The 16,799-nt window shown below is 70.6% G+C and carries 14 protein-coding genes; 4 read left to right on the top strand and 10 right to left on the bottom strand.

Annotated features, from left to right (window positions below):
- Positions 1-100: 100 nt before the first annotated feature.
- Positions 101-1,948 carry a phosphatidylglycerol lysyltransferase domain-containing protein gene (locus ACZ4NB_RS17880; protein WP_467662523.1) on the bottom strand — a complete coding sequence of 616 codons (1,848 nt, stop codon included), beginning with the start codon at positions 1,946-1,948 and terminating at the stop codon, positions 101-103.
- Positions 1,949-2,091: 143 nt separating this feature from the next.
- On the opposite strand from ACZ4NB_RS17880, the gene ACZ4NB_RS17875 reads away from it, so the two are divergent.
- The gene (locus ACZ4NB_RS17875) at positions 2,092-3,207 is read left to right on the top strand and encodes an alpha/beta hydrolase (RefSeq protein ID WP_467662521.1); all 1,116 of its coding nucleotides are present in this window, start codon (positions 2,092-2,094) and stop codon (positions 3,205-3,207) included.
- Between the two features lie 57 nt (positions 3,208-3,264).
- On the opposite strand, the gene folE is transcribed toward ACZ4NB_RS17875, so the two are convergent.
- The 6 genes from folE to dacB all read right to left on the bottom strand — a co-directional run bounded on the left by folE (position 3,265) and on the right by dacB (position 11,301).
- Entirely contained in the window at positions 3,265-3,870 is a 606-nt protein-coding gene (gene folE, locus ACZ4NB_RS17870; RefSeq protein ID WP_467662519.1) for a GTP cyclohydrolase I FolE, read from the bottom strand.
- Between the two features lie 121 nt (positions 3,871-3,991).
- The gene (gene ftsH / locus ACZ4NB_RS17865) at positions 3,992-6,004 is read right to left on the bottom strand and encodes an ATP-dependent zinc metalloprotease FtsH (protein ID WP_467662517.1); all 2,013 of its coding nucleotides are present in this window, start codon (positions 6,002-6,004) and stop codon (positions 3,992-3,994) included.
- A gap of 235 nt (positions 6,005-6,239) precedes the next feature.
- On the bottom strand, positions 6,240-6,779 hold the full coding sequence (gene hpt / locus ACZ4NB_RS17860; RefSeq protein ID WP_467662631.1) for a hypoxanthine phosphoribosyltransferase: 540 nt from the start codon (positions 6,777-6,779) through the stop codon (positions 6,240-6,242).
- 103 nt (positions 6,780-6,882) lie between these two features.
- A complete protein-coding gene (tilS, locus tag ACZ4NB_RS17855) occupies positions 6,883-7,890 on the bottom strand; it encodes a tRNA lysidine(34) synthetase TilS (protein WP_467662515.1) in 1,008 nt (335 codons plus the stop codon).
- 191 nt (positions 7,891-8,081) lie between these two features.
- Entirely contained in the window at positions 8,082-9,224 is a 1,143-nt protein-coding gene (locus tag ACZ4NB_RS17850) for a zinc-dependent metalloprotease (RefSeq protein ID WP_467662513.1), read from the bottom strand.
- Positions 9,225-9,726: 502 nt separating this feature from the next.
- Positions 9,727-11,301, bottom strand: a complete 1,575-nt coding sequence (gene dacB, locus ACZ4NB_RS17845; RefSeq protein ID WP_467662511.1) for a D-alanyl-D-alanine carboxypeptidase/D-alanyl-D-alanine endopeptidase — start codon at positions 11,299-11,301, stop codon at positions 9,727-9,729.
- A gap of 86 nt (positions 11,302-11,387) precedes the next feature.
- On the opposite strand from dacB, the gene ACZ4NB_RS17840 reads away from it, so the two are divergent.
- Positions 11,388-11,882, top strand: a complete 495-nt coding sequence (locus ACZ4NB_RS17840; RefSeq protein ID WP_017949744.1) for an inorganic diphosphatase — start codon at positions 11,388-11,390, stop codon at positions 11,880-11,882.
- Positions 11,883-12,002: 120 nt separating this feature from the next.
- On the opposite strand, the gene ACZ4NB_RS17835 is transcribed toward ACZ4NB_RS17840, so the two are convergent.
- Positions 12,003-13,712 carry a threonine/serine exporter family protein gene (locus tag ACZ4NB_RS17835; RefSeq protein ID WP_467662509.1) on the bottom strand — a complete coding sequence of 570 codons (1,710 nt, stop codon included), beginning with the start codon at positions 13,710-13,712 and terminating at the stop codon, positions 12,003-12,005.
- Between the two features lie 170 nt (positions 13,713-13,882).
- Positions 13,883-14,590, bottom strand: a complete 708-nt coding sequence (locus ACZ4NB_RS17830; protein ID WP_467662507.1) for a DedA family protein — start codon at positions 14,588-14,590, stop codon at positions 13,883-13,885.
- Positions 14,591-14,788: 198 nt separating this feature from the next.
- On the opposite strand from ACZ4NB_RS17830, the gene ACZ4NB_RS17825 reads away from it, so the two are divergent.
- The gene (locus tag ACZ4NB_RS17825) at positions 14,789-15,157 is read left to right on the top strand and encodes a YbjQ family protein (protein WP_393486419.1); all 369 of its coding nucleotides are present in this window, start codon (positions 14,789-14,791) and stop codon (positions 15,155-15,157) included.
- Positions 15,158-15,212: 55 nt separating this feature from the next.
- Here the strand turns inward: ACZ4NB_RS17825 and ACZ4NB_RS17820 are convergent, their stop codons facing one another.
- Positions 15,213-15,971 carry a MerR family transcriptional regulator gene (locus tag ACZ4NB_RS17820; protein WP_467662505.1) on the bottom strand — a complete coding sequence of 253 codons (759 nt, stop codon included), beginning with the start codon at positions 15,969-15,971 and terminating at the stop codon, positions 15,213-15,215.
- 115 nt (positions 15,972-16,086) lie between these two features.
- Between ACZ4NB_RS17820 and leuE the strand changes: the two genes are divergently transcribed.
- Positions 16,087-16,752: a leucine efflux protein LeuE gene (gene leuE / locus ACZ4NB_RS17815; protein ID WP_467662503.1), complete on the top strand. Its 666-nt coding sequence runs from the start codon at positions 16,087-16,089 to the stop codon at positions 16,750-16,752.
- The last annotated feature ends 47 nt before the right edge of the window (positions 16,753-16,799 follow it).

Here is a 16,799-nt window from a genome sequence, read left to right as displayed (position 1 = left end):
ACCGGCCGGATTGCGGCCGTCGCGTGCCGGTACGCGCCCGCCTCCGGGCCGTCGTGGCCCCGGGCGGGGCGCCCTGCCCGGCGGCCGGGCCGGGTGCCCGTCAGGCGGCCCGTTCGATCGCACCCGCCGTGTGGACCGGCTCCACGGTGTGCGCGCACGGCCGCGGCCCGGCGGCGTTCCGGCGGCGCAGTACGCGCGGCAGGCCCAGCTCCAGATAGCCCTCGGCCTGGAGCGCCGCCAAACCGATGCGGGGGATGTCGCGGCTGTTGCGGAAGACCACGAAGCGGGGCTCCCAGCGTGGCCGGAACTTGTCGTTGAACTTGTAGAGCGACTCGATCTGGTACCAGCGGGACAGGAAGATCAGCATCCCCCGCCAGATCCGGATGACCGGACCCGCACCGAGCTTCTCACCGCGCTCCAGGGAGGAGCGGAAGACCGCGAAGTTCAGCGACACCTGCTTGACGGCGAGGTCGGGTGCGGCCTGCAGGGCGGCGACGATCAGCAGTTCGTTCATGCCGGGGTCGGCGCTGCGGTCACGCCGCATCAGCTCCAGGGAGATCCCGTTGTCGCCCCACGGCACGAAGTGCTGCATCGCCTTCAGATCCCCGTAGGGGCCCGCCTCCTCGCCCTCGGCGGCGGGCAGATGCGCGGTGGCGATCACCGCGTCGCCGTCGGCCACGGCGTCGATCCGGCCCAGCGCCATGGAGAAGCCGCGCTCGGTGTCGGTGTCCCGCCAGGCGTCGGCGGCCTGCTGGATCCGGGTCAGCTCGGCCGGATCCAGATCGCGCACCCGCCGCACCCGGGTCTCGTAGCCGTTGCGCTCGATGCGCTTGACCATCTGGCGCACATTGCGCATCGCGCGCCCGGAGAGGGTGAAGTCGGCCACGTCCACGATGGCCTCGTCTCCCAGTTCCAGGGCGTCCATGCCGGTCTCCCGGGTCCACACCTGGCCGCCGGTCTCGCTGCATCCGGTGACCGCCGGCGTCCAGGAGTGCGCCCGCGCCTCCTCCATGAAGCGCTCGATGGCGCCCGGCCAGGCTTCGACGTCGCCTATCGGGTCGCCGCTGGCGAGCATCACACCGGAGATCACCCGGTAGCAGACCGCGGCCTTGCCCGACGGGGAGAAGACCGCGCCCTTGTCCCGGCGCAGCGCGAAGTAGCCGAGCGAGTCCCGGGCGCCGTGCCGGGCGAGCAGCTCGCGCAGCCGCTGCTCGTCCTCGTCGGTCAGCCGGGCCGCCGGGTGCTCGGGGCGGAAGGCGAGGTACGCGGTGGTGGCCACGGTCAGCAGGCCCAGCGCGCCGAGCGAGTAGCCGACGGTGTAGTCGACCTGGTGGGTGTAGCCGATCGGGCCCTCGAAGCCGAACAGGCCCCACAGGACGTGCTGGGCGCGCTCCCAGAAGGACGGCGAACCGACGATCTTGTGGGGGTGGGAGCTGACGATCACCATGCCGATGGCGAAGCCGGCGCCGCCGAGGACGACGAAGTTGGCCACCGCCTTCCAGCGGCTGCGGGGATCGGGCAGTGCCGCGAACTCCCGCCGGTGCCACACCAGGAGCACCAGCAGCGCCAGCGAGAGCAGCGCTCCGAAGACGGAGTGGCGGTACACCAGCTGAGCGGCGATCCCCACCGGGAGCAGCGCCACGGCCGCGCCCCAGGCCCGCCGCTTACGCCGCTTGAGTCCATGGGCCAGCAGGAGCAGCAGGATGCCGACGACGATGGAGGCGGCGGCCGCCAGCGGGCTCACCGCGCCCGGCAGCACCTCGGCCAGGGCGTGCACCCGGCTGTGCCGGAACCGCGGGAACACCCCGGCGGCCAGGTTGAACAGGCCGACGATCACTCCGGCCGTTCCGACGACCCCCGGCACCGACTCGGGACGCGGGCCACGGAGCCAGCGTGGCGTGCGCCACGCAACCTTCCCCGACTTTTCGCCATCTAGCCTGTCAGACATCACTTTCCCGTCGCCCCGGTCGAGAGAACGTGCGAGCCTTGTCGCAGCATCTGGACTTTTTGCGCCCTGTATGACGGCGTTTCAGGGCTCGGGGTTCCCATAGCGGCACGGGGATGGCCCGGCCGCCCGGAAGAAAGCACCTCATGGGTCTCACCAGCAAGAAAGTGCTGCTTCTTGCCGTCCTCGTCGCGGTGGCACTTTTCATCCTCACCATCTGGCTCTGGCCGCGCCTGTCCAAGGGGAACTGGCGCGCCGTCCTGGGGCGCGTCGGACTCCTGCTGGCGACCCAGCTCTCCGTGTTCGCCGCGGTCGGCCTGTCCGCCAACAATTCCTTCGGTTTCTACGCGTCCTGGGCCGATCTCTTCGGCCAGGAGCAGGAGCCGGGCGTGGTGACGAACTACCAGACCGGGCCGAACGGCACCAAGCTGCGGATGCTGGGCACCGAGCGCATCAGCGTGCAGAACGGCTCCCGGCCGGCGGCCGCCGGCCGGATCGACAAGGTGCTGATCCAGGGCGAGCATTCCAGGATCGCCAGCACCGCATTCGTGTATCTGCCGCCGCAGTACTTCCAGAAGAAATACGCGAACAAGAAATTCCCGGCGGCGCTGGTGCTCACGGGCTACCCGGGCACGGCGGAGGCCCTGTACAAGAAGCTGCATTTCCCGCAGACCCAGCACGAGCTGCTCAAACAGCGCAAGATGCAGCCGACCGTCCTGGTGATGATGCGGCCGACCGTGGCGCCGCCCCGCGACACCGAGTGCGTCGACATACCGAACGGCCCGCAGACCGAGACGTTCTTCACCAAGGACCTGCGCGCGGATATCTCCGAGCACTACCGAATAGGTCGCGAGGCCAAGAGCTGGGGAGTCATGGGCGACTCCACCGGCGGCTACTGCGCGCTGAAGATGACCATGCGCCACCCCGAGGCGTACTCCTCGGCGGTCTCGCTCTCCGGCTCGTACAAGGCGCCGCTGGACGCCACCACCGGCCCGCTCTTCGGCGGCAGCAAGCGGCTGGAGCTGGAGAACAACCTGCTGTGGCGGCAGCGCAACACGCCCGCTCCGCCGGTGAACCTGCTGGTCACCAGCAGCAAGCAGGGCGAGAGCAACTACCAGCACACCCTGCGCTTCATCGAGCAGACGAAGTCGCCCACCCGTATCTCGTCGATCATCCTCGACAGCGGCGGGCACAACTTCAACACCTGGCGCCGCGAGATCCCGGCGGCCCTGCAGTGGATGGGCAACCACCTGAAGGCCTGACGGCCCAAGCCGTCGCGGCGGAGCACATACCCGCCGCGACGGAGACGCCCCGGGGCGTCAGCGCGCCAATATCAGGCTCATGGCCTCGGCCCGCGTCGCCGCGTCCCGCAGCTGGCCGCGGACGGCCGATGTCGTGGTCTTGGCACCCGGCTTGCGCACCCCGCGCATTGTCATGCACATGTGCTCGCACTCGATGACGACGATCACGCCGCGCGGCTCCAGGATCTCCATCAGGGAGTCCGCGATCTGCGTCGTCAGCCGCTCCTGGACCTGCGGACGGCGGGCGAAGACATCGACCAGCCGGGCCAGCTTCGACAGACCGGTGATCTTGCCGTCGGTGGACGGGATGTAGCCGACATGCGCCACGCCGACGAACGGCACCAGGTGGTGCTCGCAGCTGGAGACCAGCTCGATGTCCTTGACCAGCACCATCTCGTCATGGCCCAGGTCGAAGGTGGTCGTCAGCACGTCCTCCGGCTTCTGCCACAGGCCGGCGAAGATCTCCTTGTACGCCCGTGCCACCCGCGCCGGCGTCTCCAGCAGCCCCTCGCGGTCCGGGTCCTCGCCCACCGCGATGAGCAGCTCGCGAACGGCGTTCTCCGCACGCTTCTCGTCGAACGTGCCGATCTTGCCGTCGACGCCCAGCGTCACAGGGTCGGTCATGTGGTGCCTCGTTCCTTCTGCGCCCGCTCAGCCTCGCGGGTGGAATCGCGAAATGCCGCGCCCCCCAGGCTAAACCTGAGGGGCGCGGCATTTATTCCGGGGGCCGGATGGCCCGGGGAGGTCAGCTCTCCGTGCGCGGCTCCTCGGGAGCCTCCGCCTTCTCCGTCGAGACGGTGGCCGTCGTCGTCACGGAGCCGTTGGCCGGGGCCAGCTCCCTGGGCGACAGCACCGGCGGGCGGCTGGAGGGCGTACGACGCGAGGAGCCGGTCCACGCCGGGCGGGCCGGGCGCTTGACCACGTGCTTGAAGAGCTCGGCGATCTCCTCCTTGTTGAGCGTCTCCTTCTCCAGGAGCGTCAGCACGAGGTTGTCGAGGATGTCGCGGTTCTCGACCAGGATCTCCCACGCCTCGTTGTGCGCGGTCTCGATCAGCTTCTTGACTTCCTCGTCGACCAGCGCGGCGACCTCTTCGGAGTAGTCGCGCTGGTGACCCATCTCACGGCCCAGGAAGGGCTCGGAGTTGTCGGTGCCGAACTTGATCGCGCCGAGCCGCTCGGTCATGCCGTACTGCGTGACCATCGCGCGGGCCGTGGCCGTGGCCTTCTCGATGTCGTTCGCGGCACCGGTGGTCGGGTCGTGGAAGACCAGCTCCTCCGCCGCGCGGCCGCCCAGCATGTACGCCAGCTGGTCGAGCATCTCGTTGCGGGTGGTGGAGTACTTGTCCTCGTCGGGCAGGACCATGGTGTAGCCCAGGGCCCGGCCGCGGGACAGGATCGTGATCTTGTGGACCGGGTCGGAGTTCGGTGAGGCCGCCGCGACCAGGGCGTGTCCGCCCTCGTGGTACGCGGTGATCTTCTTCTCCTTCTCGGACATGATCCGGGTCCGCTTCTGCGGGCCGGCCACGACGCGGTCGATCGCCTCGTCCAGGAAGTGGTTGTTGATCAGCTTCTCGTCGCTCCGGGCCGTCAGCAGCGCGGCCTCGTTCAGGACGTTCGACAGATCGGCACCGGTGAAGCCGGGGGTGCGCTTGGCGACGGCCGAGAGGTCGACGTCCGGCGCGACCGGCTTGCCCTTCTGGTGGACCTTGAGGATCTCCAGGCGGCCCTGCAGGTCCGGACGGTCGACGGCGATCTGCCGGTCGAAGCGGCCGGGGCGCAGCAGCGCCGGGTCGAGGATGTCCGGGCGGTTCGTGGCGGCGATCAGGATGACGCCGCCCTTGACGTCGAAGCCGTCCATCTCGACCAGGAGCTGGTTGAGGGTCTGCTCACGCTCGTCGTGGCCACCGCCCAGGCCCGCACCGCGGTGCCGGCCGACGGCGTCGATCTCGTCGACGAAGACGATCGCCGGGGCGTTCGCCTTGGCCTGCTCGAAGAGGTCGCGGACCCGGGAGGCACCGACACCGACGAACATCTCGACGAAGTCGGAGCCGGAGATCGAGTAGAACGGGACGCCCGCCTCGCCGGCGACGGCGCGCGCGAGCAGGGTCTTGCCCGTTCCGGGCGGGCCGTACAGCAGCACACCCTTGGGGATCTTGGCGCCGACGGCCTGGAACTTGGCCGGTTCCTGCAGGAACTCCTTGATCTCGTGGAGCTCCTCGACGGCCTCGTCCGACCCGGCGACGTCCGCGAAGGTCGTCTTGGGGGTGTCCTTGGTGATCAGCTTCGCCTTCGACTTCCCGAAGTTCATCACCCGGGAGCCGCCGCCCTGCATCTGGTTCATCAGGAACAGGAAGACGACCACGATGAGGACGAAGGGGAGCAGCGAGAGCAGCACACCGACGAACGGGTTCTGCTTCGACGGGGAGACGGTGTACCCGTCCTTGATTTCGCCAGTCTGGTACTTGGCCTGCAGGTTCTTCGCCAGATCGACGCCCTGGTCGCCGATGTAGCTCGCCTGGATCTTGTTGGAGCCGTCGACCTTGTTGGAGCCGGACAGCTCGACCTTGATCTTGTTCTCGTCACCGGTCGTCAGCTCGGCGGACTTCACCTTGTTGTCAGCGATCGCCTTGACGACCTGACCGGTGTCCACCGTTTTGTAGCCGCCGGACGAGCCGACGACCTGCATCAACACGACCACGGCGAGGACGGCCAGCACGATCCACATGACCGGCCCACGGAAGTATCGCTTCACGTCCATCCATACGGAGCCGTTAGCGGCCCCGTCCCTCCTGCCACAGTGAGGCACAACGCCCTCTGAGGGCTGGTCGTGCGTACGGTGTATTACTGGCCCGAAAAAGAACTGCCTTCGGACGGTACCCCAGCATTGTCACCCGGCGCCTGCGCCGACAGTGAACATGAAGCCGAGGATTCCGCTCTCCCTGCTCCAACGGCGGGAAGCCCGAAAGGGTTCCCGCCGGTCGGAAGTGGCGGTCTCAGCCGCCGTAGACGTGCGGGGCGAGGGTGCCGACGAACGGCAGATTGCGGTACTTCTCCGCGAAGTCCAGGCCGTAGCCGACGACGAACTCGTTGGGGATGTCGAAGCCGATCCACTTCACGTCGATGGCGACCTTGGCCGCGTCCGGCTTGCGCAGCAGCGTGCAGACCTCAAGGGAGGCGGGCTCGCGCGAGCCGAGGTTGGACAGCAGCCACGACAGCGTCAGGCCGGAGTCGATGATGTCCTCGACGATCAGGACGTGCTTGCCCTTGATGTCGGTGTCCAGGTCCTTGAGGATGCGGACCACGCCGGAGGACTGGGTGCCCGCGCCGTATGAGGACACGGCCATCCAGTCCATCGTGACGGGGGTGGACAGCGCACGCGCCAGGTCCGCCATCACCATCACGGCGCCCTTGAGGACGCCGACGATGAGCAGGTCCTTGCCCGCGTACTCCGCGTCGATCTTCGCAGCCAGCTCCGCCAGCTTCGCGTCGATCTCTTCCTTGGTGATGAGTACCGACTGAAGGTCGGGGCCCATGTCCTTGTCGTCCACCCGTGCCACTCTCGCTCGGTTCGGTGTTCACGCCAGTCGTGAGACTGCAGAAGTCGTGTGACTTCACAGGCCGGGCGGCGTCTGCGGCTCAGCCCTGCCGAATGACCAGTCTGCCACCCTGCCGGCGAACACCCACGCGCCCGGGGAGGTTGATGGCCCCCTGCCCCCGCCAGGCGGTGATCAGCCGGTCCACTTCCTCGATGTGGCGGGCGAAGAGCGAACCGGCCGGGGAGCCGGCGGCGATGACCGCCCGGCGCAGCACCCGGCGGCGGACCGCGGGCGGCAGCGCGAACAGGGCGGCGACGTCGAGCGTGCCGGAGTCGTCGAGCACCGTGCCCTCGGCCGCGACGGCCCAGGCGTCCAGTGCGTCGGCGTCGTCGCGGGAGAGCTGGGCGGTGCGGGCCAGCGCCTCGACGACGCCCTTGCCGAGCGCCTTCTCCAGGGCAGGCAGCCCTTCGTGGCGCAGCCGTGAGCGGGTGTAGGCGGGGTCGGTGTTGTGCGGGTCGTCCCAGACGGGCAGCGACTGGATCAGGCAGGCCTTGCGGGCGGTCTGGCGGTCCACGTCCAGGAAGGGGCGACGGTAGCGGCCGCCCGTACCGGAGCTCGCGGCCATCCCGGAGAGCGAGCGGGTGCCGGAGCCGCGGGCGAGGCCGAGGAGCACCGTCTCGGCCTGGTCGTCCCGGGTGTGGCCGAGGAGGATCGCGGCGGCGCCGTGGCGCTCGGCGGTGGCGTCGAGGGCGGCGTAGCGGGCGTCCCGGGCGGCGGCCTCGGGGCCTCCCTCGCGGCCCACGGTGACGGCGACGACCTCTACGGGGTCCAGCCGCAGGGCCCGCAGCCGCAGGGCGACCTCGGCGGCGCGGAGATCGGAGCCCGGCTGGAGGCCGTGGTCGATGGTGACGCCCCCGGCGCGGACGCCCAGCTTGGGGGCCTCGAAGGCGAGAGCGGAGGCGAGCGCCATGGAATCGGCGCCGCCGGAGCACGCGACGAGCACGAGCGGGGGCTCGTGCCGGTCCTGTGCGCAGTGGTGGGTGAGCACGTCGTGGAGTACGCGGCGGACCGCCAGGCGTATCGCGGCGACCGCTGGATGGGGACCCATGTCCGTTTCCAATCGTTCAGCTGGGGAGCCTCAGCCGGTGAGGGCGTTTTCGTCACACAGAGTGCCTAGATGGTGACAGAGGCGAGCGGTTCCCCGAGCATTGCACGCCTATCCCTCGCCAACGGTCCCTCAGACGGGTGATTGAAGGGGCGCTCTTCTGCCACGCGGCGTGCCCAGCTCACCACGTTCCTCTACGGTGCCCCATCCGCCTTGCGGTGCACCCGCGCGATCCAGTCCGCCGGTTTGGCGATCTCTTGTTTGGTGGGGAGGGTGTTCGGCGACGTCCACACCCGGTTGAAGCCGTCCATGCCGACCTCCTCCGCGACCGCGCGCACGAAGCGCTCGCCGTCGCGGTATTGCCGCAGCTTGGCGTCCAGGCCGAGCAGTTTACGCAGCGCCAGGTCGAGCCGGCCGGCACCGCTCGCCCGCCGCTTTTGGAACTTCTCCCGGATCTCGGCGACCGACGGCACGACATCGGGTCCCACGCCGTCCATCACATAATCCGCGTGCCCCTCCAGGAGGGACATCACGGCCGTCAACCGCCCGAGGATCTCGCGCTGCGCCGGTGTCTGCACCAGATCGACGAGGGAGCGGCCCTCCTCGCCCTCCTCGCCCTCGGGCTTGGCGCCGGCCAGCGACTGGGCGGCCTCGCGCAGCCGCTCCAGGAGGGTGCCCGGATCGATGTCGGTCTCCCCGAGGAACGACTGGATCTCGCCCTCGATGTGGTCGCGCAACCACGGGACGGCGGTGAACTGGGTGCGGTGGGTCTCCTCGTGGAGGCACACCCACAGCCGGAAGTCGTGCGGTTCGACCTCCAGCTCGCGCTCCACATGGACGATGTTCGGCGCGACGAGCAGCAGCCTGCCGCCCTGGGCCGCGGCCGGCAGGCTCCGGGAGGCCGGCGCGAACGTCTCGTACTGGCCGAGCACCCGCGACGCCAGGAACGACAGCAGCATGCCCAGCTCCACACCGGTCACCTTGCCGCCGACCGCGCCGAGCACCGCGCCCCCGGGGACCGTCGAGCGGCGGTCCTCCATCTTGGCCAGCAGCGGCTTGAGCACGGCCCGGAACCCCGCGACGTTGGCCCTGATCCAGCCGGGCCGGTCCACGACCAGAACCGGTGTGTCATGGGGCGTCTCGCCCGTCGCGTCGGGCTGTGCCATCCGCGTGAAGGCGCGCACATGCGCCTCGGATGCCTTGGCGTGCTTGCGCAGCTCGGCGACGATCGCCCGCGCCTCGTCCCGGCTCACCTCCGGGCCCGGCCGCACGAAACGGGTCGCGGTCGTCACCGCGAGATTCCAGTCGACCATCTCGGCTCCACCGATGCTCGTCATGAGTTCACCGTACGGGGCGAGCGAGAGGGGTGGTAAGCCGTTTCGCTGCGCTTGGCCCGCCTCCCACGTTTTCGGCTGTCCCGCCGTGAGAGTTTCTCGTCGTTGCTCCCCCACTGCCTAAAGGGCGTGGGAGGTACCCCCAGCGGCGGGCTGGGGCCGCTGCGCGGGGCTTTCGGGTGCCGGTGTCGGTCCTCCGGGGCTGGGTGTCCGGACTGCTGCGCTTTACGTCCGGACACCCAGCCCCTCCGGCCCGCCCCCTCCCGTGGATGGGTGGGAAAAAACCGTGGGGGTGCACGTCAGCCTTCATGTGCGCGCGGTCGACTGACGAGGCCAGCCCCCACCGGCCTCTCTTCCCACCCACCCACGGGAGGGGACAGACCGTAGGACGGAGTCCGTAGGGCTGTCACCGCACCCGACAAACAACCGCCCGCCGCAGGCGCAACGGCGAGAAACCACCACGGCGGGACAGCCGACAACGTGGGAAGCAGGCCAAGCGCAGCGACTAGCGGCATCCGCAATTGGCCACCGCAGACGCCAGTTTGTCCAGGGCCCGCTGGGCGCCCTGCGCGTCCGTGGTGCCGGTGGTCATGAAGGCGAAGACCAGGAGGCGGCCGTCGGCGTCGACGACGGTGCCGGCGAGGGTGTTCACGCCGGTGAGGGTGCCGGTCTTGGCGCGTACGGCGCCGGCGCCGGCGCTCTGGCCCTCGTAGCGGTTGCTGAGGGTGCCGGTGAACGCGGCCACCGGCAGGCCGGTGACCACCGGGCGCAGGGCGCCGTGGTCGGGGGCGGAGGCCGTCATCAGGAGGCGGGAGAGCAGGGAGGCGCTGACCCGGTCGGCGCGGTCCAGGCCGCTGCCGTCCGCGAAGACGGCGCCCTCAAGGGGCAGGCGGAGACGGGCCAGGGCGGTGCGTACGGCCTTGCCGGCGCCGGCGAAGCTGGCCGGCTGGCGGGAGCCGAGGGCGGCCTGGCGGGCCAGCGCCTCGGCGATGTCGTTGTCGGAGTAGGTGAGCATCCGCTCCACGAGGGCGGAGAGCGGCAGGGAGCGGACGGTGGCGAGGCGGTCGGGCCGCGCGGGGGCCTTGGCGGCGGAGGGCTCGCCGTCGACGGTGATGCCGCGCTGGTGGAGGAGGTCGGCGAAGGTGCGGGCGGCGGCGTCGGCCGGGTCCGCCTCGCGCGGTGCGGGGCCGTGTTCGCTGTCGTCCAGGCGCGCCTCGTCGGCCATCAGCGCGGTGACCGGGGCGAGGTTCTCGTTGGGGCCGATGGGGTGCTCGACGGGGCCCGAGTAGGCGGAGGCGTCGTAGCCGAGGCTGATCTTGGTGAGGTGGCGGTGCCGGAGGGCACGGGCGGTGGCGTCGGCGAGAGTGCGCAGGTTGGCGGGCTGTTCGGCGGCGCCCGGCCGGGGGGCGCGGGCGGTGAGGGTGGGGTCGCCGGCGCCCACGAGCACGATGCGGTCCTTGCCGCCCATGACGACGGTGGTGTCGATGCGGTGATCGGGGCCGCGGGCGGCCAGGGCCGCGACCGCGGTGGCGATCTTGACGGTGGACGCCGGGGTGGCGGGCCTGGTCTGGCCGGCGCCGAAGACCTCGCGGCCGGCGGCCACGTCGAGGACGGAGGCGGTGCGCAGCGGGCCCAGCGCCGGGTCCTCCAGCAGCGGGTCGAGGGCGTCGCCCAGCCCCTCGCCGGTGGGGACGGGGGCGGCGCCGCGGCCCGCGGCGCCGGGCGTGGGGCCGCCGAGTGCGGCCAGCACCGGAGGGGCGCTGGGCCTGGCATCGGGCTCCGCGGCGTGATGCTCGCCACTGGAGCCGTCCATCACGGCCGCCTCCGCGCGCTCGGCCGTACGCTGACCGGAGTCCCACGGGCCGGCCGCCGCCACCGCGGCGATCGCGACCGCCAGCCCGGTGGCTGCGGAGACCGCCGTCAGCTGCCAGGTCTGCTGGGTGTGGCGCGGTATGGCCTGCCAGGCCCGCCGCGCGGCATCGGGTGCCGCCTGTGCGCGCTGCCCCGCCGCGCGGGTCGCCGCCCGCGCGGAGCGCTGCACCGACTGCCATCTGACCTGCCATGTTCTGGTCTCCGGCACCTCGGACCAGCCCCTTTCGCCACCACACACCTGCGTGGGGGACACTTAATCACCAGACGTATGTGTTGATCATGGAGGAGCCACCCGTGGAGTTCGACGTCACCATCGAGATCCCGAAGGGTTCGCGGAACAAGTACGAGGTGGACCACGAGACCGGTCGGATCCGCCTGGACCGTCGACTCTTCACCTCGACCAGCTACCCGGCCGACTACGGCTTTGTCGAGAACACCCTGGGCGAGGACGGCGACCCGCTGGACGCCCTCGTCATCCTGGACGAGCCGACCTTCCCCGGCTGCCTCATCAAGTGCCGCGCCATCGGCATGTTCCGTATGACGGACGAGGCCGGCGGCGACGACAAGCTGCTGTGCGTCCCGGCGTCCGACCCGCGGGTGGAGCACCTGCGCGACATCCACCACGTGTCGGAGTTCGACCGCCTGGAGATCCAGCACTTCTTCGAGGTCTACAAGGACCTGGAGCCGGGCAAGTCCGTCGAGGGCGCCAACTGGGTCGGCCGCGCCGAGGCCGAGGCCGAGATCGAGGCCTCCTTCAAGCGCCTTGAGGCGCAGGGCGGCGCGCACTGACGCGCTGATTTTCGTACGCGAACGGGCGGCACCCAGTCGGGTTGCCGCCCGTCGTGCGTGAGGGGCCCTGCTAGGGCCTGTCCGATGGGTCCTGGCCGGGCCCGACCCATCGGACAGGCCCTAGAACCCGCGGGTGCGCTTGGCCGCACGGCGGCCGCCGGCCTCCTCCTGGATGGAGGGTGCGCGCAGGAACAGCCGGGCGACCTCGGCGCCGAGATTGACCCCCACGGCGATGGCCAGCGCCAGCGAAGCGGCCTGGACCAGGGACGTCAGGCCCTGCACCAGGTGGCCCTGGGCGAAGTTGAGCAGGCCGAAGTACGTGGCGCTACCGGGCAGCAGCGGGCCGATGGCGGCGGTCACGTACGGCAGCGCGGACGCATAGCGGTAGCGGGAGAGCAACTGGCCGAAGAGGCCGACCAGTCCGGCCGCGATGGCGGTGGCGGGCACCGGGTTGATGCCGGCGACATAGACGAGGGCGCCGTACACCACCCAGGCGACGCCGCCGTTCAGGGTCGCGAAGGCGACAGTGGAACGTTCCTGCTGAAGCAGCACGCAGAACGCCAGCGCCAGCAGCATCGACGCGGTGATCTGCACCAGCGGCTCGTTGTAGATCCCCAGCGCCTGCTCGGGGTCGATCCGCTTGAGTCCGGGGTTCAGCTGGAGCCCGATGTAGAGCACGCTGAGCACGCCGACGACGATGCCGACGATGAGGTAGCCGACCTCCAGCAGACGGGCAGCGGCGGTGATGTAATAGCCGGTCAGCCCGTCGTGGACGCCGGCGACCAGCGCCCGCCCCGGGATCAGGGCGAACAGCCCACCGGTGATGACCGCCGACGCCTGCACATTGGCGTGGGCCAGGCCGAAGGCGACGCCCACGGCGGCGGGCGGCATCGCCGCGACCACGAACTGGTAGAACTCCGGCAGCCCGCGCCCGGACGCCAGCCAGGCCAGCCGGTCGCCGAGCATCGAGCCCACCGCGGCCGCGAGGAACACCAGCGCCGTACCGCCGACCAGCATGGACGCGGCGCCGGACAGCAGACCGGAGGCCACCGTCAGCGCCCAGCTCGGGTAGGGGTGGCGGTTACGGCGTATCTCGGCGAGACCGCGGTATGCCTCTTCGAGGGTGATGCCCTCGGAGGTGATGTCGTCGACGAGCCGGAAGACCGCGGACAGCCGGGTGTAGTCGACGCCGCGGCGGCGCACCGTCCGGCTGGCCGTGACCGGGTCGTCGACCAGTGAGGGCTGGTACGAGATCGACAGCAGCGTGAAGGTGACGGTCGGCTCGACCCGCTCCAGCCCGTAGGCGTGCGCGACACCGAACATGGCGGCCTCGACGTCCTCGGCGCCCTCGCCGCCGGCCAGCAGGATCTCGCCGATACGCAGCGTCAGGTCGAGTACGCGGGGGACGGCCGGGCCGGTCTCCTCGTCGCCGCGCTCCACGCGTTCGGGGACCGGGCGCTCGTGGATCGGCATGCGCAGCATGGTCCGCATCCGGTCCTGCCAAGGGGCTTCCTTGGTGAGGCTGACGGCGGGTATCCCGTGCGGCGGGGTGAACGCCAGGCTGAGGGCGGTGGCGCCGACGGGGGCGGGCAGCGGGGTCTGCCCGGTGGTGCTGCCGGGCGGTGCGAAAGCGGATCCCTCCGGCTCGGTCGGCGCCTCCGGACGCAGACCGGTGGGGAGGGCGAACTCGGAGGTGGGGTGCTCCTCCTCGGGTGGCGGGGGCAAGGGGACGCCGAGCGGCGGGGTGAAGGCGGAGTGCGCCTCGTCCGACAGGGGCTTGCGGTCCTCGGCTCCGCCTGTCTGCTCCGATACGTGTGGATCCGACGCCACGGGTCTTCGCTCCTTGTTGGCCTCCTGGGGGGTGGTCAAGGACACGATGCCTGATGCCGCGTCGGCGCGCTTGCCCGGGGCGTACATAGCCGGACACCGCGCGGTGGCGTCCACCCGGCCCCGTGCCGGAGACGGGTGCGGACGGGCCCGGCAGACCCGCCCGTGGTGCGTCAGCGCTTGGCGTGGCGGCCGCGGCGGGGCTCCGCCGGGGCGCCGTGCGGCCGCGCGGGGCCGGATTCCGCCGCCGGCTGCTCCGCCTTGGCCTTGCCGCGGGCGCGCAGGAACTCGATGGCGATCGGGACCACGGAGATCAGCACGATCGCGACCAGCATCATCTCGATGTTCTTGTGGACGAACTCGATGTTCCCGAGCAGCGCGCCGAGCAGGGTGACGCCGGCGCCCCACAGCGTGCCGCCGATGATGTTGAAGGTGATGAAGGAGCGGTAGTTCATCCGGCTCACACCGGCGACGATCGGCGTGAAGGTCCGCACGATCGGCACGAAGCGGGCCAGGATCAGCGACTTGGGGCCGTACTTCTCGAAGAAGTCGTGCGCCTTCTCGACGTTCTCCTGCTTGAACAGGCGGGAGTCGGGGCGCTTGAAGAGCGAGGGCCCGACCTTCCGGCCGAAGAGGTATCCGGCCTGGTCGCCCAGGACGGCGGCCAGCACGACCAGCGCGCACACCAGCCACAGCGGCTTGTCCAGCTTGTTCGTGGTCACCAGCAGACCGGTGGTGAACAGCAGCGAGTCACCCGGCAGGAAGAAGCCGATCAGCAGGCCGGACTCCGCGAAGACGATGACCAGGACGCCGATCAGGCCGAAAGTCGCGATCAGATAGTCCGGGTCCAGCCACTGGGGGCCGAGCGCGAGAGTATTCACGGGGTGAAGGCTCCTGGGTCGAGGGCGCCGGATCGTGCGAGCGACGGGGTTGCAGGCGCGTGTGCGGCCCAAAACTATCAACGCCGCGCGGCCCCCCGTGGTTCCAGGCGGGCCTCGCCGGCCTCCACCCGACCGCTCCCCGACCGCTGGCCGCGCCCCCGGGACCGGGTGATGCTGGCCACAAGGAGGTGCGCACCCATGGGCATCGATGAGTACGGCGGTGGGCAGCACGAGCAGTCGGACGTCCTGGTCGTGACGACCAACGACGTGCCGGGGTTTCATGTGGACCGGGTGATCGGCGAGGTCTTCGGCCTGACCGTGCGCTCCCGCCACCTCGGCAGCCAGATCGGCGCGGGCCTGAAGTCGCTGGTCGGCGGCGAGCTGCGGGGGCTGACCAAGACCCTCGTCGAGACCCGCAACCAGGCGATGCAGCGGCTGGTGGAGCAGGCCCGCGCGCGCGGCGCGAACGCGGTGCTGATGTTCCGCTTCGATGTCACGGAGGCCGCCGACGTGGGCACCGAGGTGTGCGCCTACGGGACGGCCGTGGTGATCGCGCCGAAGAGCTGAGCCCGCCCGGCGGCACACCCGTACGGGCCGGAGGCGGTGCTCCGGCCCGTACGGATCACTGGTGTCGGGCGGCGTTGGCGACGATCGCGTCGCGCAGGTAGACCGCGAGACCGGGCCTGATCGCCTCGTACGTGGCGGTGAAGCGCTCGTCGGCGACGTACATCTCGCCGAGGCAGGTGTGGAACTCGTGGCTGCACGTGTAGTACGTGCCGTCCATGAACCGGCGGTGCTCCTCGGCCACGTCCATCGCCGCCTCGGAGCCGGCCGGCACCCCCTGCCCGAGCAGGTCGGCCATCTTGCGGTGGATGGCGTCGAACTCCGCCATCAGCCGCTTCCAGTCGTCCTTGGTGTACGCGGCCGTCCGCCGCTGCGACTCCTTGTAGGCGTCGGTGTGCCCCCAGCGCTCCTCGACCTCCTGCGTGTACTGGTCGGGGTCGAAGTCCCCGAATGCCTCGAACTTCTCCTCGGGGGTGAGGTTGATCCCCATTCTGCGTGCCTCCATCGCGTGTTCGACGGCCGCGGCCATCTCCTGGAGTCTGCCGATCCGCGCGGTCAGCAGCTCGTGCTGGCGCCGCAGGTGCTCCTGCGGGTCGGTGTCCGGGTCGTCCAGGAGGGCCGCGACCTCTTCGAGCGGAAAGCCGAGCTCCCGGTAGAAGAGGATCTGCTGCAGCCGGTCCAGGTCCTCGTCGCCGTAGCGGCGGTGGCCTGCGTGGTTGCGTTCGCCGGGCAGCAGCAGCCCGATCTCGTCGTAGTGGTGCAGGGTGCGCACCGTCACGCCGGCGAAGGCCGCGACCTGCCCTACCGAATAGCTCATTTCCACTCCCTTCTCGGTACGCGCTCCACGATGTGTCCTCACGCCGCGTGAGGTGCAAGTCCGCATGCTGAAAAATCCGGTGGCGGCGGCATCGGGGGGTGAGATCCTGCCGCCCATGCTGGGGATAACGGATCTGTCCACCTATTTGGTGGGGCTGGCGCTGATCATTCTGCTGCCGGGCCCCAATTCGCTGTACGTGGTGTCGGTGGCGGCCCGGCGCGGCCCCCGGGTGGCGTACCGCGCGGCGGCCGGTGTGCTGTGCGGCGACACGGTGCTGATGACGCTGTCGGCGGGCGGGGTGGCCTCGCTGCTGCAGACCAGCCCGGTGCTGTTCGCCATCGTGAAGTTCGCCGGCGCGGGCTATCTGACATGGCTCGCGGTCGGGATGCTGCGCGGCGCCTGGGCGCTGTGGCGCGGCCGGGAGGCGCGCCGGGCGGAGCGGAAGGAGGGGGCGCCCAAGGCGGCGAAGGAGGCCGTCGAGCGGCCGTTCCGCCGGGCGCTCGTGGTCAGCCTGCTCAACCCGAAGGCGATCTTGTTCTTCATCTCCTTCTTCGTACAGTTCGTCGACCCGTCCTACGCGCACCCGGTGCTGTCGTTCCTGACGCTGGGCGCCTGGGCGCAGCTGTTCAGCTTCAGCTATCTGTCGGTCCTGATCTTCAGCGGGACGTTCCTGGCGGCGACCTTCCGGCGCCGCAGGCGGCTGACGGCCGGGCTGTCCGCGGGCGCCGGCGCGGCGTTCCTCGGCTTCGCGGCGAAGCTGTCGCTGGCGAGCGCGAGCTGAGCGGAGCTCTTCGGAGCGGATCGATCCGGGTGCGGGCGGGCGGCTGC

This window comes from Streptomyces sp. NPDC026575 (assembly GCF_055567415.1).
Note: the sequence above shows the minus strand (reverse complement) of the source record. Positions and strands in the feature narration are given on the sequence as shown.